General features: G+C 38.3%; 14 protein-coding genes. 5 read left to right on the top strand and 9 right to left on the bottom strand.

Annotated elements, in window-relative coordinates:
• Positions 1-341: 341 nt before the first annotated feature.
• From ispG to H1P_RS18300, 8 genes are all read right to left on the bottom strand, one after another.
• Positions 342-1,562, bottom strand: coding sequence for a (E)-4-hydroxy-3-methylbut-2-enyl-diphosphate synthase (gene ispG / locus H1P_RS18335; protein ID WP_144870016.1), 1,221 nt, complete (start codon positions 1,560-1,562; stop codon positions 342-344).
• Positions 1,563-1,635: 73 nt separating this feature from the next.
• A complete protein-coding gene (locus tag H1P_RS18330; RefSeq protein ID WP_144870014.1) occupies positions 1,636-3,522 on the bottom strand; it encodes a GUN4 domain-containing protein in 1,887 nt (628 codons plus the stop codon).
• Positions 3,523-4,211: 689 nt separating this feature from the next.
• On the bottom strand, positions 4,212-5,192 hold the full coding sequence (locus H1P_RS18325; RefSeq protein WP_144870012.1) for a S1 family peptidase: 981 nt from the start codon (positions 5,190-5,192) through the stop codon (positions 4,212-4,214).
• 238 nt (positions 5,193-5,430) lie between these two features.
• Entirely contained in the window at positions 5,431-5,976 is a 546-nt protein-coding gene (locus H1P_RS18320) for a COP23 domain-containing protein (RefSeq protein WP_144870010.1), read from the bottom strand.
• Between the two features lie 199 nt (positions 5,977-6,175).
• Positions 6,176-6,673 carry a hypothetical protein gene (locus tag H1P_RS18315; protein ID WP_144870008.1) on the bottom strand — a complete coding sequence of 166 codons (498 nt, stop codon included), beginning with the start codon at positions 6,671-6,673 and terminating at the stop codon, positions 6,176-6,178.
• Positions 6,674-7,404: 731 nt separating this feature from the next.
• Positions 7,405-8,853: a glycoside hydrolase family 13 protein gene (locus H1P_RS18310; protein ID WP_144870006.1), complete on the bottom strand. Its 1,449-nt coding sequence runs from the start codon at positions 8,851-8,853 to the stop codon at positions 7,405-7,407.
• Positions 8,854-8,920: 67 nt separating this feature from the next.
• A complete protein-coding gene (locus tag H1P_RS18305; RefSeq protein ID WP_144870004.1) occupies positions 8,921-10,177 on the bottom strand; it encodes an ABC transporter ATP-binding protein in 1,257 nt (418 codons plus the stop codon).
• A 205-nt stretch (positions 10,178-10,382) separates the two neighbouring features.
• Positions 10,383-10,898, bottom strand: a complete 516-nt coding sequence (locus tag H1P_RS18300; RefSeq protein ID WP_144870002.1) for a GspH/FimT family pseudopilin — start codon at positions 10,896-10,898, stop codon at positions 10,383-10,385.
• Positions 10,899-11,338: 440 nt separating this feature from the next.
• On the opposite strand from H1P_RS18300, the gene murC reads away from it, so the two are divergent.
• The 3 genes from murC to H1P_RS18285 all read left to right on the top strand — a co-directional run bounded on the left by murC (position 11,339) and on the right by H1P_RS18285 (position 14,651).
• The gene (gene murC / locus H1P_RS18295) at positions 11,339-12,763 is read left to right on the top strand and encodes a UDP-N-acetylmuramate--L-alanine ligase (RefSeq protein WP_425461543.1); all 1,425 of its coding nucleotides are present in this window, start codon (positions 11,339-11,341) and stop codon (positions 12,761-12,763) included.
• Between the two features lie 529 nt (positions 12,764-13,292).
• On the top strand, positions 13,293-14,183 hold the full coding sequence (gene murB / locus H1P_RS18290; RefSeq protein WP_144869998.1) for a UDP-N-acetylmuramate dehydrogenase: 891 nt from the start codon (positions 13,293-13,295) through the stop codon (positions 14,181-14,183).
• A gap of 141 nt (positions 14,184-14,324) precedes the next feature.
• Positions 14,325-14,651: a YbaB/EbfC family nucleoid-associated protein gene (locus tag H1P_RS18285; protein ID WP_144869996.1), complete on the top strand. Its 327-nt coding sequence runs from the start codon at positions 14,325-14,327 to the stop codon at positions 14,649-14,651.
• A gap of 124 nt (positions 14,652-14,775) precedes the next feature.
• Here the strand turns inward: H1P_RS18285 and purU are convergent, their stop codons facing one another.
• Positions 14,776-15,630 (bottom strand): formyltetrahydrofolate deformylase, encoded by an 855-nt coding sequence (gene purU, locus H1P_RS18280; RefSeq protein WP_144869994.1) that lies wholly within the window; start codon positions 15,628-15,630, stop codon positions 14,776-14,778.
• Positions 15,631-15,846: 216 nt separating this feature from the next.
• Between purU and H1P_RS18275 the strand changes: the two genes are divergently transcribed.
• Both H1P_RS18275 and H1P_RS18270 read left to right on the top strand, forming a co-directional pair.
• On the top strand, positions 15,847-16,578 hold the full coding sequence (locus H1P_RS18275) for a hypothetical protein (protein WP_144869992.1): 732 nt from the start codon (positions 15,847-15,849) through the stop codon (positions 16,576-16,578).
• A complete protein-coding gene (locus H1P_RS18270; RefSeq protein ID WP_144869990.1) occupies positions 16,557-19,418 on the top strand; it encodes a hybrid sensor histidine kinase/response regulator in 2,862 nt (953 codons plus the stop codon). Before H1P_RS18275 ends, H1P_RS18270 begins: the two co-directional genes overlap by 22 nt.
• The last annotated feature ends 335 nt before the right edge of the window (positions 19,419-19,753 follow it).

Genomic DNA, 19,753 nt, shown 5'->3' with positions numbered 1-19,753 from the left:
ATTTATTAACAGTTTTTTGAGAGTTTCTGCCGATTCAGTTATCTCAATTTTTACTACTCCTGACATAGTTCGCGATCGCTTTTATCCCTTTCTCTTTAAGTGTAGTCTAAGTTTAGGAAATTGGTATAACTTATAGCCAAAGTATTTCATTATAAATTAAGGGATGTAACAAAATAAGATGCTACATCCCCATATCATTAACTGTTTAATTTGCCACAACTAATTTTGATCGTTGTCTGGTGGAGTCCCGTCCCATATTCGTCCCAAACTAAGCAGGACTTGTACCCATCGCATTGGGGTATAAAGGGAATAATCTCAAGCGGGATCTAGATAATTTGCGACTACTCTTCAGGCTCTACCCAACGTTCATCAGCTTTAATCAGGTTAATTAACTCTGATACACCATTTTCTTCTGGAACACGTTTAATCTCTTCTCTACCGCGATATAAAGCGATATAGCCAGGCTGTTTACCCACATAACCATAGTCGGCATCTGCCATTTCTCCTGGGCCATTAACAATACAACCCATAACAGCAATATCCAAGCCTGTAAGGTGGTTAGTAGCTTCGCGGACTTCGTGTAAAACATCTTCTAAGTTAAACAGAGTACGTCCACAGGAAGGACAAGCAACATACTCTACCATTGTTTTTCGTAAACCTAAAGCTTGCAAGATGCTGTAGCAAACAGGGATTTCTTTTTCAGGAGATTCTGTCAGAGAAACTCGAATGGTATCCCCAATACCATCAGCAAGCAAAGTACCAATACCTGCGGTAGATTTAATTCTGCCGTATTCCCCATCTCCTGCTTCGGTAACTCCCAAATGAAGGGGATAGTCCATATCCAATTCATCCATCCGTTTAACCATTAAGCGATAAGCAGCTAGCATAACAGGAACACGAGAAGCTTTGAGAGAAATCACAATGTTACGAAAATCAAGAGACTCACAAATATGGATAAACTCCAAAGCAGACTCGACCATCCCTTCAGGAGTATCACCGTAAGTAAAGAGCATTCTTTCGGCTAAAGAACCATGATTAACGCCGATACGCATTGCTTTACCCTGATCTCGTAAAGAGATTACTAAAGGTTCTAGGGTTTCGCGTATTTTCGCTCCAATATCTTCAAATTCGGACTCTGTATATTCAGTGCGATCACTTTTCGGCTTTTCAAACACATACAACCCTGGATTAATTCTGACTTTATCAACGTGTTTCGCTACTTCCAGGGCTATTTTCATCCCATTATGGTGAACATCCGCGACTAAAGGCACTGGTTGATAAGTTGTAGCTAGTTTTGCTTTAATTTCTGCTAAAGCTTTAGCATGAGCCATACTAGGTACTGTTACCCGCACGATTTCACAACCTACTTCGTGCAAGCGACGAATTGCTGCGACTGAACCCTCAATATCCAGAGTATCTTCATTAATCATAGACTGGACAACCACAGGGTATCCTCCGCCAATGGTAACATCGCCTACTTTTACTGGACGGGTTTTTCGCCTATGAATAGTAGTGTCAAAAGCTGGTTTAGCATTTACTTGAGGATTATCCAGAGTTTGCATAACTTTTTTGCTATATTTTGAAATTGCGAATTAATTTCTTTATTGTCTCAAATTGAGGTTAAGTTTTGCTTATTTATTCGCTCTCTGGAGTATTTTCTATCTTTGGAGTCTCGCTAGAAGCTCCATTTTCTTCTTCTGGAGTATTTTCTACCTCTGGAGTCTCGCTAGGAGCTTCATTTTCTTCTTCTGGGGTATTTTCTGCCTCTGGAGTCTCGCTAGAAGCTCCATTTTCTGCCTCTTGAACTTCTCTAACTTCTACTAAAGAACAACGATTTAAAATAGATTTGATGATATTTTGTTGTTCCTCAGAAGCAGCAAACCACCAAGGAAGATGACCCTGGGGAGCAGTTTTCGGATCGAAAGTTAGTTGTTCGTAGAGTAAATAACCACCACTATTGCTAATATCTCCCTCTTTCCAACCTATTTCTGTCGCAAAGATACGCCAAGAATCAGGAGAAAAATCATTATTCTCCTGATTATTTTGCCAAATATTTTGTTGAGCAGCAAAACCAAACTTATTATTACTATATTGCTGCCATAGACTATCTATAGTGCTAATATCCTGGCACGCATAATCAGCGATCGCATTTATCGTAATAAAAGAACGATTATTCTGTCTTTTGGCTGTTTCTATAATACGAGTAATCAATTGTTGAGTTTGCCGATCTGCTTGTTCCCATTCTTTCTTAGCGAGGGATTCTTTAAGGTTTGTATAGTTAATACCCGTGATGCGAGATAGCAGTTCGGGGTTTTTCTGTGGTACCAATGGTGGTCGTGAAACCGATGGTTTTTTGGTGGGATTGTTTGAAGGAGCAGTTAAGGTAGGGACAGAAACGATATTAGGTGAATCGTTCTGCTCTTCATTGTTTGATGGAGATGGTGAGTTGAGTGGGGTATTATTACCTAGGGTTGAATCAGTACTCTCAGAATTAGCAGTAGGTTCTTTTTGATCCGAAGATTCCGTTTCACTAGAGGATTCTGTCTCATCAGGGGTATTTTCTGGAGGCGTTTCGGCTGCAACCGATCGATCTGGGGTTGTGTTGTCTATTGTTGCTGGAGGGTTAGAAGAATTTTCTGGTGATGCAGTGGCAGATGTTTCTTCATCACCACCTTGATTCGGTTGACTATTATTTTGATTAGAAGATGAGGCTATCTGAGAAATGGATGCTTGATAAAGAGCGATGGGAATTGCATAGTTAGAAGTACCACCAGTAATCGCATGAACGTTAGTTTCTCCATGAATCCCAATTAGCAAACCTTGACTATCAAGAACTGGCCCTCCGCTCATTCCAGGAAAGGCTTCGCCATTATAAATTAGAGAATAGCCCTTATCAGTAGATTCTGGCAAAATACCTACTAAATTAGCTGGGAAAAAACGATAGTGGCGATTGTCTTCTGTGCGTAATTGCCCTGGATAACCAGCGAAATAGACATTTTGACCTTCTACTAAACTGCTCGAATTTCCTACTCTTGCCAATTGGTAGTTTTGTGTGCGCTCGAATTGCAAAATCGCTAAATCTAAATTGGGTAATTCTCGAACAGTATCGTAATTAACAGGATACTCTTTTCCATCAATGGTTTTAATTGAATATTCTCCAGATTGTTTAACTACGTGCCAGTTTGTCAGCACTGTGTAGGTAGTTTCCGATTCATCAATAATTACCCCAGTACCAATACCTGCGCCATCAATCCGTACAGTGAACTGTTTGGCTTTTGAACTAATTTCTTGGGGAGCCAAATTTTGAACTAGCTCAATTTTTTTAGCATTCAGTATGGGTGTTGCTAAAGTGGTTGTCACACCCAATAAGTATAGTGGTATAGCAAGAGCAATACTGACTTTTAAGCTAGTGTTTTCCAGAAGTTTGATACTTTTCTTCAACAGTGTAATTGGAAATAATAAAAGATAACGAGGTTTTCTCGCGCTCGAAAGTAACTGAAGAGATAAAAAATCTATTGTCATAAATAAAAAACTCCAAACCCTTATTTCCCAGATACCTTAGCAGAATTAAATTCTTTAGCTATCGATAAAAACAGATGTTATCCAATATCCCCGTAAAATTAATCACACATCAGTTTATTGGTGTTAAATTTTTTTTGTCTCTTTTTGCACGAGTTCTCTGTCTTAATACTTTAAACTTATGTTTAATGTGGATTAAGTTTTAAGACCCCTGTAATTTCGTTAATAATCTCCAAGTTACCATTTTAGGAGAATCTTGAAAACCTTACAGTTATAGAGAGCTTTTTAAATTTACATAAGGCGTAATGAGAGTTTTAACACTGCTGCTTTGCCTGTCAATTTATCAGGCGTACAATCAATCGTTAAAGTTTTTTCCTGTCTCTTGTCAAACCATTGGTTAAAAGTTGACAGACTCCTTAATTACTAAAATCACCGAGTCATCAAATCATAAAGGAATGAGAGTAAAATCTAGATAAATTTGAAAACGTGTCTTTTGGGGCTTTCCCAAAAGCTTGAATTAACTGTGCTTTGTTTCTCAGTTCGCGATTTCCGAGGAAACCTCGAAAGTTTGAGTCGGACGTAAATAAAAAATCAAAATATAATTCAATTGTTGAATCCTCTTACTCTGGAAAGAGGTGAAATTTATGTAATCACAACTTCAAACTTCTGACTTCATGACATATCACTACCAATTACTGACAAGACTTATCAGAAATTTTTTCGGCTTCTATCTCAACAAAAGAACTGTTCTCTTTAGGTATTGTAGAAAAAATAAAGTCGTTTTGGGATAACTCCAGAGAATTTTCATCCGAAGAATTGATAGTAAAGTTAGCTTGTGAGGCGAGAGCCAGAGCTTTTTCTACAGGAATTGCCAAACTAGAGCGAGTAATAAGTTTTTGGAGTGGTTCACAGGGTTGAGAATTATCTTCATAGAAATCGGGAGCTTCCCACAAGGGATAGGCTTGTTTCCCATTGACACCCACTAACTTTCCTTGTTGATTGAGTAAAGGCCCTCCACTCATACCTCTTTGAATATTATTAGTATAGGCAATTTGATAGCCTTCTTGAAGAGGTTTATCTAAGACAGTTGCAACTTGTCCTGTGGTAAATGTCAAGCCCAATGCAGTCGGAGTTTTAGTGAGTTGTTCTGTTCCACTCATCGGAAAACCCGCAGCAAAAATTAATTCTCCTTCTTGAAGTTGAGAATAATCACCAGTCTTAGCAGTTTTGTACTGATCGCGATCGCTTTTAAAAGAGAGCAATGCCAAATCGTCTTGAGAAGAGTTTTCTGGGGTTAGAACTTCACTCTGATAAATTTTCCCGTTAGGAGTTTGAATTCTAAAGGGAGCTTTTCCTGCTCTCAGGACGTGCTGATTAGTCAATACCACATACTCTCGATCTTGATTGTGGAGTATGACCCCTGAACCGAGAAAGTTTTCTCCATAAATCCTGACAGTAATGTTAGCAGCAATCTGGTTAACTTTTGCTTCCACCAACTCAGAAGGAATGGAGGCTAAAGTTTTGGGTTGCCATTGTGGAACATCTCCTGAAAGAATCAAAGAGCCAATAAACGGACAAACGATAACCTTGACTAAACAAAGAGATAAAGTTCTTTGTTTTTTTTTCGAGAGAGGTTTTCTAGTTGTTTTGTGTGAGGGTGAGAACCATTTCATTAAGCAATCTATAGCGAGTCTGTGATTCTTAAGTGCTTGGACAAGAGTTTAACAACCAAAAAAGTTGTTAGTAGTTTTATCCATCTATTTGCTTAAAATATAGCAATTCTCGATCAAACAGAGCAAGCCTTCGTAAAGGCTTAATAATAGACAATTAATAGTTAAAAATTACTGACTAAGTTTAAATTTGTACCTAATCAATTCGAGAGACGCTATGGGATCGATATTTCCAAAAATCCTATTTTTCTACGGGGACTTTTTCGAGAAATTTATCCATCTCCACATAAAATTCGCCGTCAGCATAGAATCCCGAATCATTTTCGCTCAGAAGAATGGTTTGACCACTAACGCTGCGACGAAAGTCTAACATACGAATTAGAACTGCTTCTTGGTCTGTGCCAGGTTTCAAAGTAATCAACACATTTTGATCGGGACAAGTACCGCCTCTGGATTCAGCAACGCAAATCACTGGTAATCTGTTAACTGTTCCTGTGCGAATATACTTAAGAGTTCCTGCGTCTAAAAATTTTTGGAATCTTCCAGAAATTTCCACACAACGATTTTGGGGATTCCATTCGTCAGAAAGACTTTCAACCCAATTAACCAGCTTTACTTGCCCTCTAGGGGTGTTAACAAAAGTATTCCAACTTCCGTTGAGTTGAGCGCAATAGTAAGTATTATTCAAATTTGCTTCGCTGGAGGGGTTTGTCGCAACAGCACTAATAGCACTACCCAACGCCAAACTTAACCCAACAGCTATTTCTGTTAATAAACTTTTTTTCATAGTAAACTCCAAAAATTTACTTAACCAATAGAAAAGCCGTCCCGTAAATTTACAGAACACATCAATTCTATCTAAAGTTACTATCTCAAGGGGTCTTTTAATTAAGAGATTTATTTAAAGATTTGGTAAAGATGGACTATACAATTTTGTATAGTCCATCTTAAAAGTCATGGTAATTTGGGACTATTTGGTCAGTAATTTAAAACATTTCGTAGCTATCGTCATCTAAGCCCAATTCGGTATCTAACTGTGCCAATTCTTGACCATTAACGAATAAGCGTCCTGATGCTTCTTCATATTTAACATTTCCATCATCACTTGAGCCCCTAACAAAATTGTCATTGTTCCCCAGGTCTAATTCACTAATGATCTCGTCATCTGAGAAAAATTCGAGAGTCAAAGCCTCTTCCCCAGAAGCGGATGCAGGAGCGTCGCCACTTTCTGCTAAGTCGATGCCTGCTTCCTCAGCTAAGGGAGTGCTTTCTAAACTTAGGCTATTTACTCCTTCACTTTTACTACTTATAAAATCGAAGCTATTGGCGGTTTCCATTAATTTGTCAGTGTTGCCATTAGCTATTGATTCACTACTTTCTGGATATCTAATGATATTTTCTGAGTTATCCAGACCAACAATATCAAATCCAGCTATAACATTGGTAGTGGACGAAGCTTCTGCAAAATCAATAATATGAGACATATTTTATAGTTCCTTAGCTCTTAATTCCTTTGTCAAATACAGTGGTGTGTTCAGATACGTCTCGAATTAAAATTTACACTGTAAGAAATTACTACGTAGTTTCATTTTTGTAGTTAACAGCATTCACCAGATCGATGTTACTACCGAATAAGTTTTATGCAAATACACTTAATAGATTACAACAACTAACTATATTTGTAAGTACTTTTACTTAAATTAAATATAAAGTATATATTTAGTTTGTATTTTCTTCGTATTTTTGACTGATTTGCCAGCAAGCTTACTGTATGTAGAAAAGAAAAAGAGTACAGTGCTTTACAAAAGCTGATACTAGGGCAGAGCTTTGTTCAAAAAAGCAGACGCAATTAATCTAAAGTTGAAGCAAAAACCAGAGTAAAGAGTTAATCAATCAAGATTTTGATTGACTTGAAAAGGAAGGAAAAAAAATAAAGCTGACTTTAATACACAAAAAAATAGTTAAATAACTTACGCGAACAGGATTTAGTATCACCTATTTGAGTAAGCACGATTTTACTGACAAAGTGAAGGGAATACTTTCGGATCGCACCTGTAAGGAGTTTACTTTGCGTTCTTGCCACTATAGCAGCACGTTCATGAGTTAGGACATTCATTAATTGACCTCTTGCTCCGCCTTTTCAAGGCGGAGTCCCGTCAAGCAGGATCGAGATAATCTCTGACTTCTTGGTATTGTTCTACCTAATTGATGAATACTATTGCTCGGCAATAATCAAAAAGTTACGGGGAGCGATCGCTATTTCTAAGCGATTGTCTTGCCAAGATACATTGCCGTTTCCAGATACTAATGATTGTGGTTTTTCTGGCAAATTTGACACTGAAAAAGCAACCTTTGCTGAAGAATCCGAGGTGTTAATAGCAATAATAATTGCTTGATTATCCAAGATTCTGGCAAAGCTATAGACGTTATCTTGAGCGTAGAGAATTTCGTATTTTCCTGTGCGTAAAGCGGGATATTGATGACGCAGATTAATCAAGGTTTGATGATGTTTTAGAGTATCGAAGTTCCAATCTGTTTCTGGGGGGAAACCACGACGACAATCGGGGTCTTTACCTCCTGTTAAACCAACTTCATCACCATAGTATATGCAGGGTGCGCCAGGAAAAGTTAGAAGTAAAGTAGTGGCTAAATGAACGCTCCGACGATCGCCTCCTGCTGAACTCAGTAAACGAGAGGTGTCATGACTATTTAAGAGGTTAAGTTGGGTTAGTTGAATTTCCCAAGGATATAAATTAAGCAATTTTTGTATTTGCTCGCTGTATTGTTGAGCATCAATAGCAGGATAAGGTTCATAGTGATATTGAGCATATTCGGACAAAAAGCGATCGCCAGCAGTTAAGGCAATAGTTGGTTCGGCAAAACGATAGTTCATTACCCCATCAAATTGTTTTCCGTCTAGCCATTGACTCGCATCACTCCAAATTTCTCCCACAATATAGACTTCGGGATTAATTGCTTTGACGCGATCGCGAAATTCTTGCCAAAATCCAGGGGTAGTTACTTCATTGGGAACATCTAAACGCCAGCCATCAATACCTTTTGATAGCCAATACTCGGCTACTTGCATGATATATTCTTTTACCTGGGGATTATCGTGGTTAAACTGGGGTAGAGCGCGATTACCGACCCAAGAAATGTAATTAGCTGGTTTTGCGCCATCGTAAGCCGAGAGTGGCCATTTTTCTACTCTAAACCAATCTAACCAGGGAGACTTAGCACCATTTTCTAAAATATCGTTGAAGAAAAAGAATCCTCGACTAGCATGATTAAATACTCCATCTAACACTACTTTGATCTTGCGATAGTGAGCAGCTTTAATCAGAGCATCGAAAGCAACATTTCCTCCCAACATGGGATCGACTTGATAGTAGTCGTGGGTGTGATAGCGATGGTTAGAAGCGGATTGAAAGATCGGAGTCAAGTAAATAGCGTCAATTCCTAAATCTTGGAGATAGTCTAGGCGATCGATTACTCCCCATAAGTCTCCACCTTTATAACCTTCGTAGGTGGGCTTGCTGTCCCAAGGCTCTAATCGAGAAGATTGCCATAATCCAGCTTGAGGATTTTGGCTTTTCGCAAAGCGGTCGGGAAATATTTGATAGAATACGGCGTTTTTGACCCAATCTGGCGTTTTTATAGACATTTATCAGTTATTAGTTATCAGTTATCAGTTATCAAAAACTAGCAATCAACTTTTCCTCAATCAACAATCATTTCCGAAAACAAGGCTGAATTGATTCTCCTGTATTTGCGTTAAACAGATGTATCTTGTCTGGGTTAATTTTTAAAGGAAGATTTTCCCCTGGATGAATAAGGCGATCGCTAAATATACTAATAGTTAATGGGGTTTGAGTATCTAAACTACTATAAATATAGGTTTCATTTCCCAAAGCTTCTACGGAATCTACAGTAACAGAGAAATCGCGAGTTTCTGCATCGGTAATGGTGAAATGTTGAGGACGAATACCTAATACCAGAGAACGAGTATTACTGTCACGCAACAATTGTGACCAATCAATGGGTAGAGTTAACTTAAATTGAGGATGCTGTAAAGTAGAGTTGCCGACCCAATCTACAGATAACAAGTTCATAGGTGGCGAACCAATAAAACCAGCAACAAAGAGATTTGCAGGGTGATTATAAACTTCTAACGGTTTGGCTACTTGTTGAATTTGTCCTTGATTCATCACCGCAATGCGATCGCCCATTGTCATAGCCTCTGTTTGATCGTGGGTGACATAGATAGTAGTGATGTCTAGTTGTTTCTGTAATTGCACGATTTGTCCGCGAGTTTCGGTGCGTAGTTTAGCATCGAGATTGGATAACGGTTCATCCATTAAAAATACTTGGGGGTTTCTAGCGATCGCTCTTCCTAAAGCCACCCGTTGTTTTTGTCCTCCAGATAGTTCTTTAGGCAGTCTAGAGAGTAAGGGTTCGATTTGTAACAGTCTCGCGACAGATTTTACTTGCTTACTAATTTCTTTTTCCTTTGAGGAGACATAACGTATATTCCTGGGTAAGTTACGAGTCATTCCCACCAGGGTGTTTTCGATCGAGGAAGATTTTTGCTTTGTGGTTGAGGATTGTTGGCTGCGTCTCAAACCAAAGGCAATATTGTTATAAACATCTAAATGGGGATAAAGAGCATAATTTTGAAATACCATGGCGATGTCTCTGGCTTTTGGTGGTAGAGATTGCACTGAGCGATCGCCAATATAAATATTACCCCCTGTTAAAGTTTCTAATCCTGCTAGAAGACGCAACAGAGTACTTTTACCACAACCCGATTGTCCCACCAATACCATAAATTCACCATCTTCAACCGTAAGATTGATATTGCGTAAGACATTTACCGAATTTTGATTAGGCTGAGACTTGATTGCTTTACTTCCATCTGAAGTGGTATTTTGCTCCGTTTTTCGACGAGGAAAACTTTTATAGACGTTTTCAAAAATAACTTGCGCCACAAGAAAACCCCACCAATTAGATACAGCTAGATTAATATTAATAGCAGATTAGCTAATTTACAGAAAATCACTATTACTTATTTCATACAGGTCGTTTTGTGCTTGTGTAGGCTATGCTTTGTGCCAAACTCCGCTACCTATTGCGGATGAAAATCCGCAGGATACGCTCGTCAATGGATAAAATTTCTTATAGAGGTATGTTTTTTTAGTTAGATTGACAGCCCTCACGAGATACCGAACCAGTAGAACTTCCTGTATAGTTTCCAGTTCTCATAATACCTATACCCAAAGAAATTACAAAACACTTTTGACGATTTGTCATTGTGGAAGAGATGACAATTGTGCCACTTTTAGTGGTTGAACCTTTATGAGAAAAAGAAATATTGGGGGGTGTTCCTGAAAGGTTAGTCCTAATGACTATATTCTCATTTATTTGGCGATCGCTAAATAAACAATTACTCGGATTTCCTGTAAGTTGGTTGTTTGTGGTATCTATATTGATACGACATAAACGTCCTTGACGGATAGCTTGTCTTTGAGCTTCTTTAATTGCACCATGTAATTTATCTAAGGCTGCATTTACTTGGTTTTGTCTCCAAAAACCCAAAATATTTGGTGTAGCAGTAGCCATTAAAATGCTAATAATGACAACTACAGTTAGCATCTCTATCAGGCTAGAACCAGATTCTTTATGGCGCGGAATATCGTCAAAATGACTCATCGGTAAGATAATTACTCCATTACGTTACCAAAATGGCAACTTTATCCTTGAATGGCAATTCCGAAACCATGAATAGAGCTTACTAAAAAAAGCTAAAACATCCATATCTCAATGCTTTTAAGTTTTTTAAGGGTAGATAAAATGCTAGAAAAATGACGCTCGTTGTTCATTTAGACCCATGCGCAAGCACAAATTAACAACTACAATTAATAACCCGAAACTCGAAACTCGCTAATCACTACTTAAAAATTTCCTCATTCTTCATTCCTTGTTCCTTGACTAAAATCCCCTAGTACAGAAAATTTGCTGTTATCATAGCCCGTATTATTCGGAACAATAACTAAACCACAACGTCATGTGGTATTAAAGGAGGGTTGAGGGTGACAAAAATAAATTTAGGTGGTAGACCACTTCATTTTATTGGAATTGGTGGCATTGGGATGTCTGCGCTGGCTCATATTGTGGCGCAACGAAAGTTACCATTATCGGGTTCAGATGTTCACTCTAGTCATATTACAGAACGTTTAGAATCTTTAGGGGCGAAAATTTTTGCTCGCCAAGAAGCTAAAAATTTAGAAATTATTACTAATAAGCAACCTTTAACATCACTACTAAAAGTTTCTGCTATAGGAACAAGTGAAGAGACTGTAACCGTACTGGATGGATCGGTCGAGGAAGATACATCCTGCTTACCACAAGTTATTTGCTCTACTGCGATCGCAAAATCCAACCCCGAATACCAAGCAGCTTTAAGGTTAGGTTGCCCTATTTTTCATCGTTCTGATGTCTTGGCAGCTTTGATCGACGAGTATTACAGTATTGCAGTTTCAGGTACTCATGGCAAAACAACTACCAGTAGTTTAATTTCTTATTTACTATTAAAAGCAGATTTAGACCCTACGATTATTGTGGGAGGAGAAGTAGATGCTTGGCAAGGCAATGCGAGGGCTGGTAACGGAGAATATTTAGTCGCCGAAGCCGACGAGTCTGATGGCTCTCTAGTTAAACATTCGCCTAAAATCGGGATTATTACTAACATTGAGTTAGATCATCCAGATCGCTATCAATCTTTGGATGAGGTGATTGAGATTTTTCAAACCTTTGCTGAGCAATGTGAAACAGTAATCGGTTGTTTGGATGATGAGGTAGTACGCGAAAATATCACAAGTGATGTTAGCTATAGCCTCAACAGTGATAGTAATGCCGATTATATCGCGCGTAACATTAACTATCATGCCCAAGGCTCTGAAGCCCAAATCTGGGAGAGAGGGCAACTTTTAGGTACTCTCAAATTGCAACTTTTGGGTCATCATAACCTGAGTAATGCTTTATCTGCGATCGCTACAGGACGTAAAATTGGTTTAGAGTTTCTGGTAATTGCCGATGCTCTAGCTAGTTTTTCAGGAACAAAAAGACGCTTTGAATTCAAAGGAGAAGCCAATAACATCAAGTTTATTGACGACTATGCCCATCATCCCCGTGAAATTGAGGTAACATTGGCAGCAGCCCAACTAAGAGTTCAAGATAATAGCAAAAAAAGAGTTATTGCTGTCTTTCAACCCCATCGTTACAGTCGCACCTCCGCGTTTATGACAGAATTTGCAGTTTCTTTTAAAGATGCTGATGTGGTAATTATTACTGATATTTACAGTGCGGGAGAAACGAACCTTAACAATATTAGTGGGCAACAATTAGCCAAACGAATTGCCGTAAATCATTCTCAAGCTTATTATCATTCTGAGTTGAAATCTCTACCTCAATTTTTACAGTCGAAAGTCTTACAGCCAGGAGATTTAGTAATGTTTCTGGGTGCAGGAAATCTTAATCAATATATCTCTAAAACGATCGATCTGTACCAGAGTTAATCAAGTCAGAGATTACTCCGCCGTACAAGCGGTGCGCGGGGATGGGGGACTTCAACAGACCGCAATCAACTGTGGTCAGCCAAACATCAAACCAGAAAAGTCCCCCCTATCCACCCCTGGCGAGGTTGCCTCGCGACATGAGAACGCCCTAAAGGACTCGCTTCCCTAAAGGACTCGCTACGCATCGCGCGACCGAAGGAAGTCCTTTAGGGCATCGCGCACTCCCGTCACGACGAAGCCTGCTCTGATCGTTGGTCAAGCTCCACTAACCACAAGGCTATGGCACTTACCTTAACTCAAAAAAACATGAATATTTCGAGAAGTATCAATTTTAATCGGGAAAAAAACTATATACAAATTAAACACAATCGGTTAGATTATCGTTGACCACTTCAAGAGATTCGGCTTATTACAGTCTCTATAACTAACACAGCAGCTAATAAAACAAGTTACTAAATAAAAATACTCAATATCCTGTTGGAAAATTCTGTTATTTCTCGTGGCATAATACCTCGATCTCTAATAAACCATGACAATTAAAATAAATCAGCTTATTCAATCGCAAATTTCTTTAGCCAACTATACTTCTTATCGTGTTGGCGGTAACGCTCAATGGTATGCTGCACCAAAAAACTGGGAGCAGTTAGAAGCCTGTTTTGATTGGTATCAAGCCCAAGATGTACCTCTAACTCTGTTGGGTGCAGGTTCAAACTTACTAATAAGCGATCGCGGAATTTCTGGGCTAACTATTTGCACTCGTCATTTTCGTAATTACCAATTTGAATCAGATAACGGCTTATTAATCGCCGATGCAGGAGAACCCATTGCTAAATTGGCTTGGAAAGCAGCCAAAAGAGGTTTCAAAGGATTAGAGTGGGCTGTGGGTATTCCTGGGACAATAGGGGGTGCAGTGGTGATGAATGCAGGAGCGCATCAACAATCACTGTCAGATATTTTAGTTAGTGCCACAGTGTTATCTACTGACGGCACAATCGAAGTGTTAACACCAGAAGATTTAGAATTTAGTTACCGCACTTCTAACTTGCAAGGGAGTAACAAATTTGTGGTAAGAGCTACCCTTAAGTTACAGCCAGGATTTTCTAAACAAGAAATTATGGAATTGGCTAGCAATAATTGGACACAGCGCAAAACCACTCAGCCTTACCATTTGCCCAGTTGTGGTAGTGTCTTTCGTAATCCCTATCCCCAAGCAGCAGGATGGCTGATCGAACAGCTAGGCTTAAAAGGACATAAAATCGGTGATGCTCAAATTGCCCAACGCCACGCCAACTTTATCTTAAATTGTGGTGCTGCTCAAGCTAGCGATATTTTCCAATTAATTCGCTATATTCAAGAAAAAGTAGAATATCATTGGTCAGTATCTTTAGAGCCAGAGGTTAAACTGGTAGGAGAGTTTTAAATCATTTATCATTTATCAATTTAGTGATATTTACTGGATAAATGTTTGATTCAAGAGACTAAATACTCCTAGAGGTTTTTAACTTCTATCTCTGATTTTATAAATCAATACACTCACTATAATCAAAGTCATTAAATAGATATGCCTAATCCCTTTGGAAAAATGAAAGACCTTGCTAACGCTTTTCAGCAAGCACAAAAAGTTCAGCAAGGAGCGCAAGAACTACAACTAGAATTAGAACAATTAGAAATTGAAGGAACTAGCGGTGGTGGCTTAGTTACAGTTGTTATGAGTGGCAATCAAGAGCCTCGCCGTGTGGAGATTTCATCTGATGCTTTATCTCAAGGTGCAGAAGCTCTTTCGGCAATGGTTACAGAAGCGATGCAAGAAGCTTACACCAAATCTACTGATAATATGCGCGATCGCATGGAAGAATTGACCAGTGGTCTAAATCTTCCTGGTCTTTAATTTTGTTTAATCTTTAAAAGCATTGTTAGGGTGGGTAACGCTAACATTCCGCCCTACTTTGTATTAGTCATTAGTGATTTGTTTTTGCTCACTCTACTAATAACCAGGCAAATAACTATTAAAATTAATTAAACACCACAGTTCGATTATCGTAGCTTAAAACACGGTTTTCCAAATGTAAACGTACCGCATGAGACAACACTAATCTTTCTAGATCTTTTCCTTTACGAATAAAATCAGCAATCGTGTCGCGGTGGCTGACATGAACTACTTGTTGCTCGATAATTGGTCCTTCATCTAAAACTTCTGTGACATAATGAGCCGTTGCACCAATGATTTTCACTCCCCTAGCGTGAGCGCGATGGTAAGGTTTCGCCCCAGGAAATGCAGGTAAAAAAGAATGATGAATATTAATAATATTGGGAAAATTGGCTATTAAATTGGGACTTAAGATTTGCATATATTTAGCTAAAATAACCAATTTAATATCATACTTGCTCAATAATTCTAATTCTAATTCTTCTTGTTCTACTTTATTTTCTTTGGTAATCGGAACGTGATAAAAATCAATTTGAAACCGCTCTGCGATCGCTTTTAAAGAAGTATGGTTACTAATAATCAAAGGAATTTCCGCATTTAATTCTCCAGCTTGCCATCGCCACAGTAAATCCAGCAAGCAATGATCTTGTTTTGTGACCCAAATTGCCATACGGGGTATTGTATCCGAAAAATGAAGTTGCCATTTTGCCTCCAGAGGCTTGGCAATTGCCCCAAAAGCAGTAGCGATCGCTTCACGGGGTAAATTAAAGCCTTCTAACTGCCATTCTAAGCGATTAAGAAATAAACCTGTGCTAAAGTCAGTATGTTGATCGGCATGAATAATATTACCGCCGTTAGCATAGATAAAATTAGCAAACTTAGCCACTAGTCCTGGACTATCAGCACAAGAAATTAGTAAAGTTGCAGTAGCAGATTTCATAGTTTATTCGATAGGACAATAGAATTCTTGCCAAAGATTATAATTTGATGTTTCATTTTTTTGAAAACTAAAGCCATAATTGGGAATTATATATATATATTGAAATAACTATCTTTAATTAGTTAAATTTACTGATATTTAGAGTAACTTTTTACACTTTACCGTTTTTGGTATTTGTTAAGCTCACACAACATTGTATTGTCGTCAAAAATCATTATGAATAGTCAGGGTAATTTTCAAGAAAACAGCGATTTCAAAGCTCAACAAGCTTCAGATGAAGTTAGTAATACTGAAACTCCAGATTCAGGGACTAAAGAGCAAAACCAAGTCGCTCAATCTTGGGAAGAGCAAAAAACTATAATTCCAGAAGATATTGCAGAAAATCCCTTAGCTATCTCAGAAGATGAAATATATGATTTATCTGTAGCTAACATTGTAGAAACAGAAGCAGATTCAGAGAATTTAGAGCTTGGTGACTTTGGTTTATTAGATTTTTCTGTTGATAATACCCAAGATTTATTGCCTTTTGTTGATGATGACCTCGAAAACGCCACGGATGAAAGCGATCTAGAAGAATTAATTTTTGATGAAGAAGAACTATCTTTAGAACCTCCAGATAATTTAGACGATCTGTTTGCCGAAGAAGCGATCGCTGTAAAAGAAATGAATTTGGATTCTTTAGACACAGAATGGGAAACACACACTATAGATATAGGTAATGACGATCGTGATTTGGGATTGGGCAATTTTGCAGATGAAACTTCTCTAGAGTTAAATGAGCTTTCAATGGCTGATGACTTGGAATTAGATCGTCTTTCCGATGAATCTTCTCTCGAGTTAGATGAGCCTTTAATCGAGCATGATTTAGAATTGAGCAATTTTGCCAATGAAACTTCTCTCGAGTTGGATGAGCTTTCAATGGCTGAATGGCTGATGATTTGGAATTAGATCGTCTTTCCGATGAATCTTCTCTCGAGTTGGATGAGCTTTCAATGGCTGATGATTTGGAATTAGATCGTCTTTCCGATGAATCTTCTCTCGAGTTAGATGAGTTTTCAATGGCTGATGATTTGGAGTTAGATCGTCTTTCCGATGAATCTTCTCTCGAGTTAGATGAGTTTTCAATGGCTGATGATTTGGAGTTAGATCGTCTTCTCGATGAATCTACTGCTAGCGATAGTTTAGATGACTTAGATTTAGAGCTTGATGACTCTTTAGAATCTCTTAAAGAATTAGGCGGTTTAGATAATTTACTGAATAATTCTCAAAAATTAGCTATTTCTGCGCCAGCACTCGTAGAAATTAGAACACCGCTAAAAGAAAGTTCTTCTCCTGCTCCCGCTAAGGCAAACACTTTCGATCAAACAATGCGGGTATCAGTCAGAAAGCTAGATAATCTTAATAACTTGATTGGGGAATTGGTTGTTAAACGCAATCGTCTCGAAGAAGATCAAAAACGAATACGTCGCTTTATGGATAACCTTTTAAGCCATGTCCAATCTTTAGGGGATATGGGTAGTAAGATGCACGATCTTTATGAGCGATCGCTTTTAGAAGGAGCTTTAATAGCCAGTCGTCAACAAAGCCAATCTTCATCGAGTAAAAGTAGATCTAGTTTCCTTGAAGAAGGAGAAGAAGAACCCCAAAATGATAATGAGCTAGATGCGTTGGAACTTGACCGCTTTACAGGCTTCCACTTATTGTCTCAAGATATTATTGAGCTTATTGTCCGAGTTCGTGAAGCAGCTTCCGATATCCAATTTGTAGTTGACGAAACCGATAAAGTTACCCAATCTTTGCGACAAGCAACCTCTCAGTTACAAGATGGGATGAATTCCTCTCGTATGATACCTTTTGGTCAGACTACAGACCGCTTACCCAGAGCAATTCGAGATATTTCTCGCCAGCTACACAAACAAGTCGAACTTCAAGTTGAAGGAAAAGATGTTCTGATCGATAAGATGATTGTCGAGAATCTCTACAATCCCATGACTCACCTGGTAAACAATGCTATTACCCACGGAATTGAGTCCCCAGAAAAGCGTATAAAATCAGGAAAATCTGTTACTGGAACACTTAGTATTAGAGCCTTCCTTCAAGGAAACCAAACCGTAATTGCTATTGCCGATGATGGTGCTGGTATCGATCCTGAAAGAGTCAAAGCTAAAGCAGTGGAAAAAAATCTGCTTACTTGGGCGCAAGCACAAAATCTGAGTAAACAAGAAGTCTACGATCTCATTTTCCATCCTGGTTTTAGTACTCAAGATCAAGCAGATGACTTTGCTGGTAGAGGTGTAGGGATGGATGTTGTTAGTACCGACCTGAAAAAAATTCGCGGTACTATCGGTATTGAATCCAAAGTAGGAAAAGGAACTATCTTTACCATTCGCTTACCTTTGGTATTGAGTATCTGTAAAGCGATTAGTTGCGTTTTTAACAACACTCGCATTGCATTTCCTCTTGATGGGGTGGAAGCTCAAAAAGAATTTGCACCTAGTGAGATTCAAACTAATGAAAATGGAGTCAAACAGATTCCTTGGAATAACACCCTATTACCTTTTCAACCTTTAAGTAATTTACTGTCTTATAACCGTCAAATCAAGAGGGGTGGTGTTTATAACCTTAATAAAGATGATGACACCATCTCTGTGATTGTTTTGCGAAGTGCGGATAATCTGCTAGCAGTAGAAGTAGACCAAATAATAGGGGAACAAGAAATTGTAATTAAACAAATTGAAGGGCCTGCTCCCAAACCTGCTGGTATTGCTGGTGCAACAGTACTAGGAGATGGGATAATTATGCCCATAGCCGATGTGTTAGAACTTATAGAAATTGCTCAAGGTAAGAGAACTATTGAACTTGGGTTTAACATTTGGCAAGATAAGCAAGACCAACAAAAACAAGAAGCAGTTCACACCGAGCCGACAGTATTAGTTGTTGATGACTCTATTACTGTTCGAGAACTATTAACCCTCAGTTTCAATAAACTCGGCTATCGGGTAGAACAAGCTAAAGACGGTCAAGAAGGTTGGGATAAGTTACGTGGTGGTTTACCTTGTGACATGATTTTCTGTGATATTGAAATGCCCAGAATGAATGGTTTAGAGCTATTATCTAACCTGCAAAAAGAAGATAATCTCAAACGTATTCCAGTAGCAATGTTAACTTCTCGTGGCGCAGATAAACATCGTCAATTAGCTACAGACTTAGGTGCAAAAGCTTATTTAACTAAACCTTATACAGAAAAAGATTTAATGGATGTCGCTCAAAAATTAATTGAAATTAATCGAGTTAACAGAGAAGCAGAGTTAATGGTTGTTAATTCCAATACACAATTTGACGATGATGGAGATAATTCTGTAACTATTAAACCGAAAAGTGAGTCCTTAGTTTTAATTATCGATGATTCGGTAACAGTCAGAGAATTGTTATCTATGACCTTCAAAAAAGCTGGTTATCAGGTAGAAAAAGCTAGAGATGGTCAAGAAGCATGGGAAAAACTCAGAGATGGTTTAGAATGCGATATTGCTTTCTGTGATATTGAAATGCCCAGAATGAACGGTTTAGAGTTATTGTCTAATTTACAACAACATGAAGTATTATCATCTTTACCCATCGCTATGTTGACTTCCCGTGGCGCACAGAAGATGCGGAATATTGCAGCCCAAAGAGGTGCTAGAGGTTATTTTGTGAAACCTTATGTGGAAGAGACTCTATTGGATGCAGCAGAAAAAATGATGAAAGGAGAGGTTCTCATTGAACAAACCGATCTTGGAGACTCTAATTAATCAAATAGTTGCTTTCGGTGATTTTTGTCTTAAACAAAACTAAATATAGTGTTTTTCATTTAAGTGAAGTATAGCTAATACTCTGGTTTTTGTTGGTTGTTGATAGTTGATTGATGCTCATCTCATGACTCACGGTTCGCTTAAATCAAAAATGATTAGGGAAATAAAATAGCTAAAGTGTATGCTGTTATTGAAATTCAATGAATAGAGAGAGCTATATTATTGAAAGGAACGATTTCAGAACGAGCAGATGATCTACCTCTAATCATCCATTGGTTAAAGCAAATGGAAATCGCTCATATCATAGATCAAGGATTGGCACGTCCCCACGGAAA

Source organism: Hyella patelloides LEGE 07179 (assembly GCF_900659865.1).
Classification (GTDB): domain Bacteria; phylum Cyanobacteriota; class Cyanobacteriia; order Cyanobacteriales; family Xenococcaceae; genus Hyella; species Hyella patelloides.
Note: the sequence above shows the minus strand (reverse complement) of the source record. Positions and strands in the feature narration are given on the sequence as shown.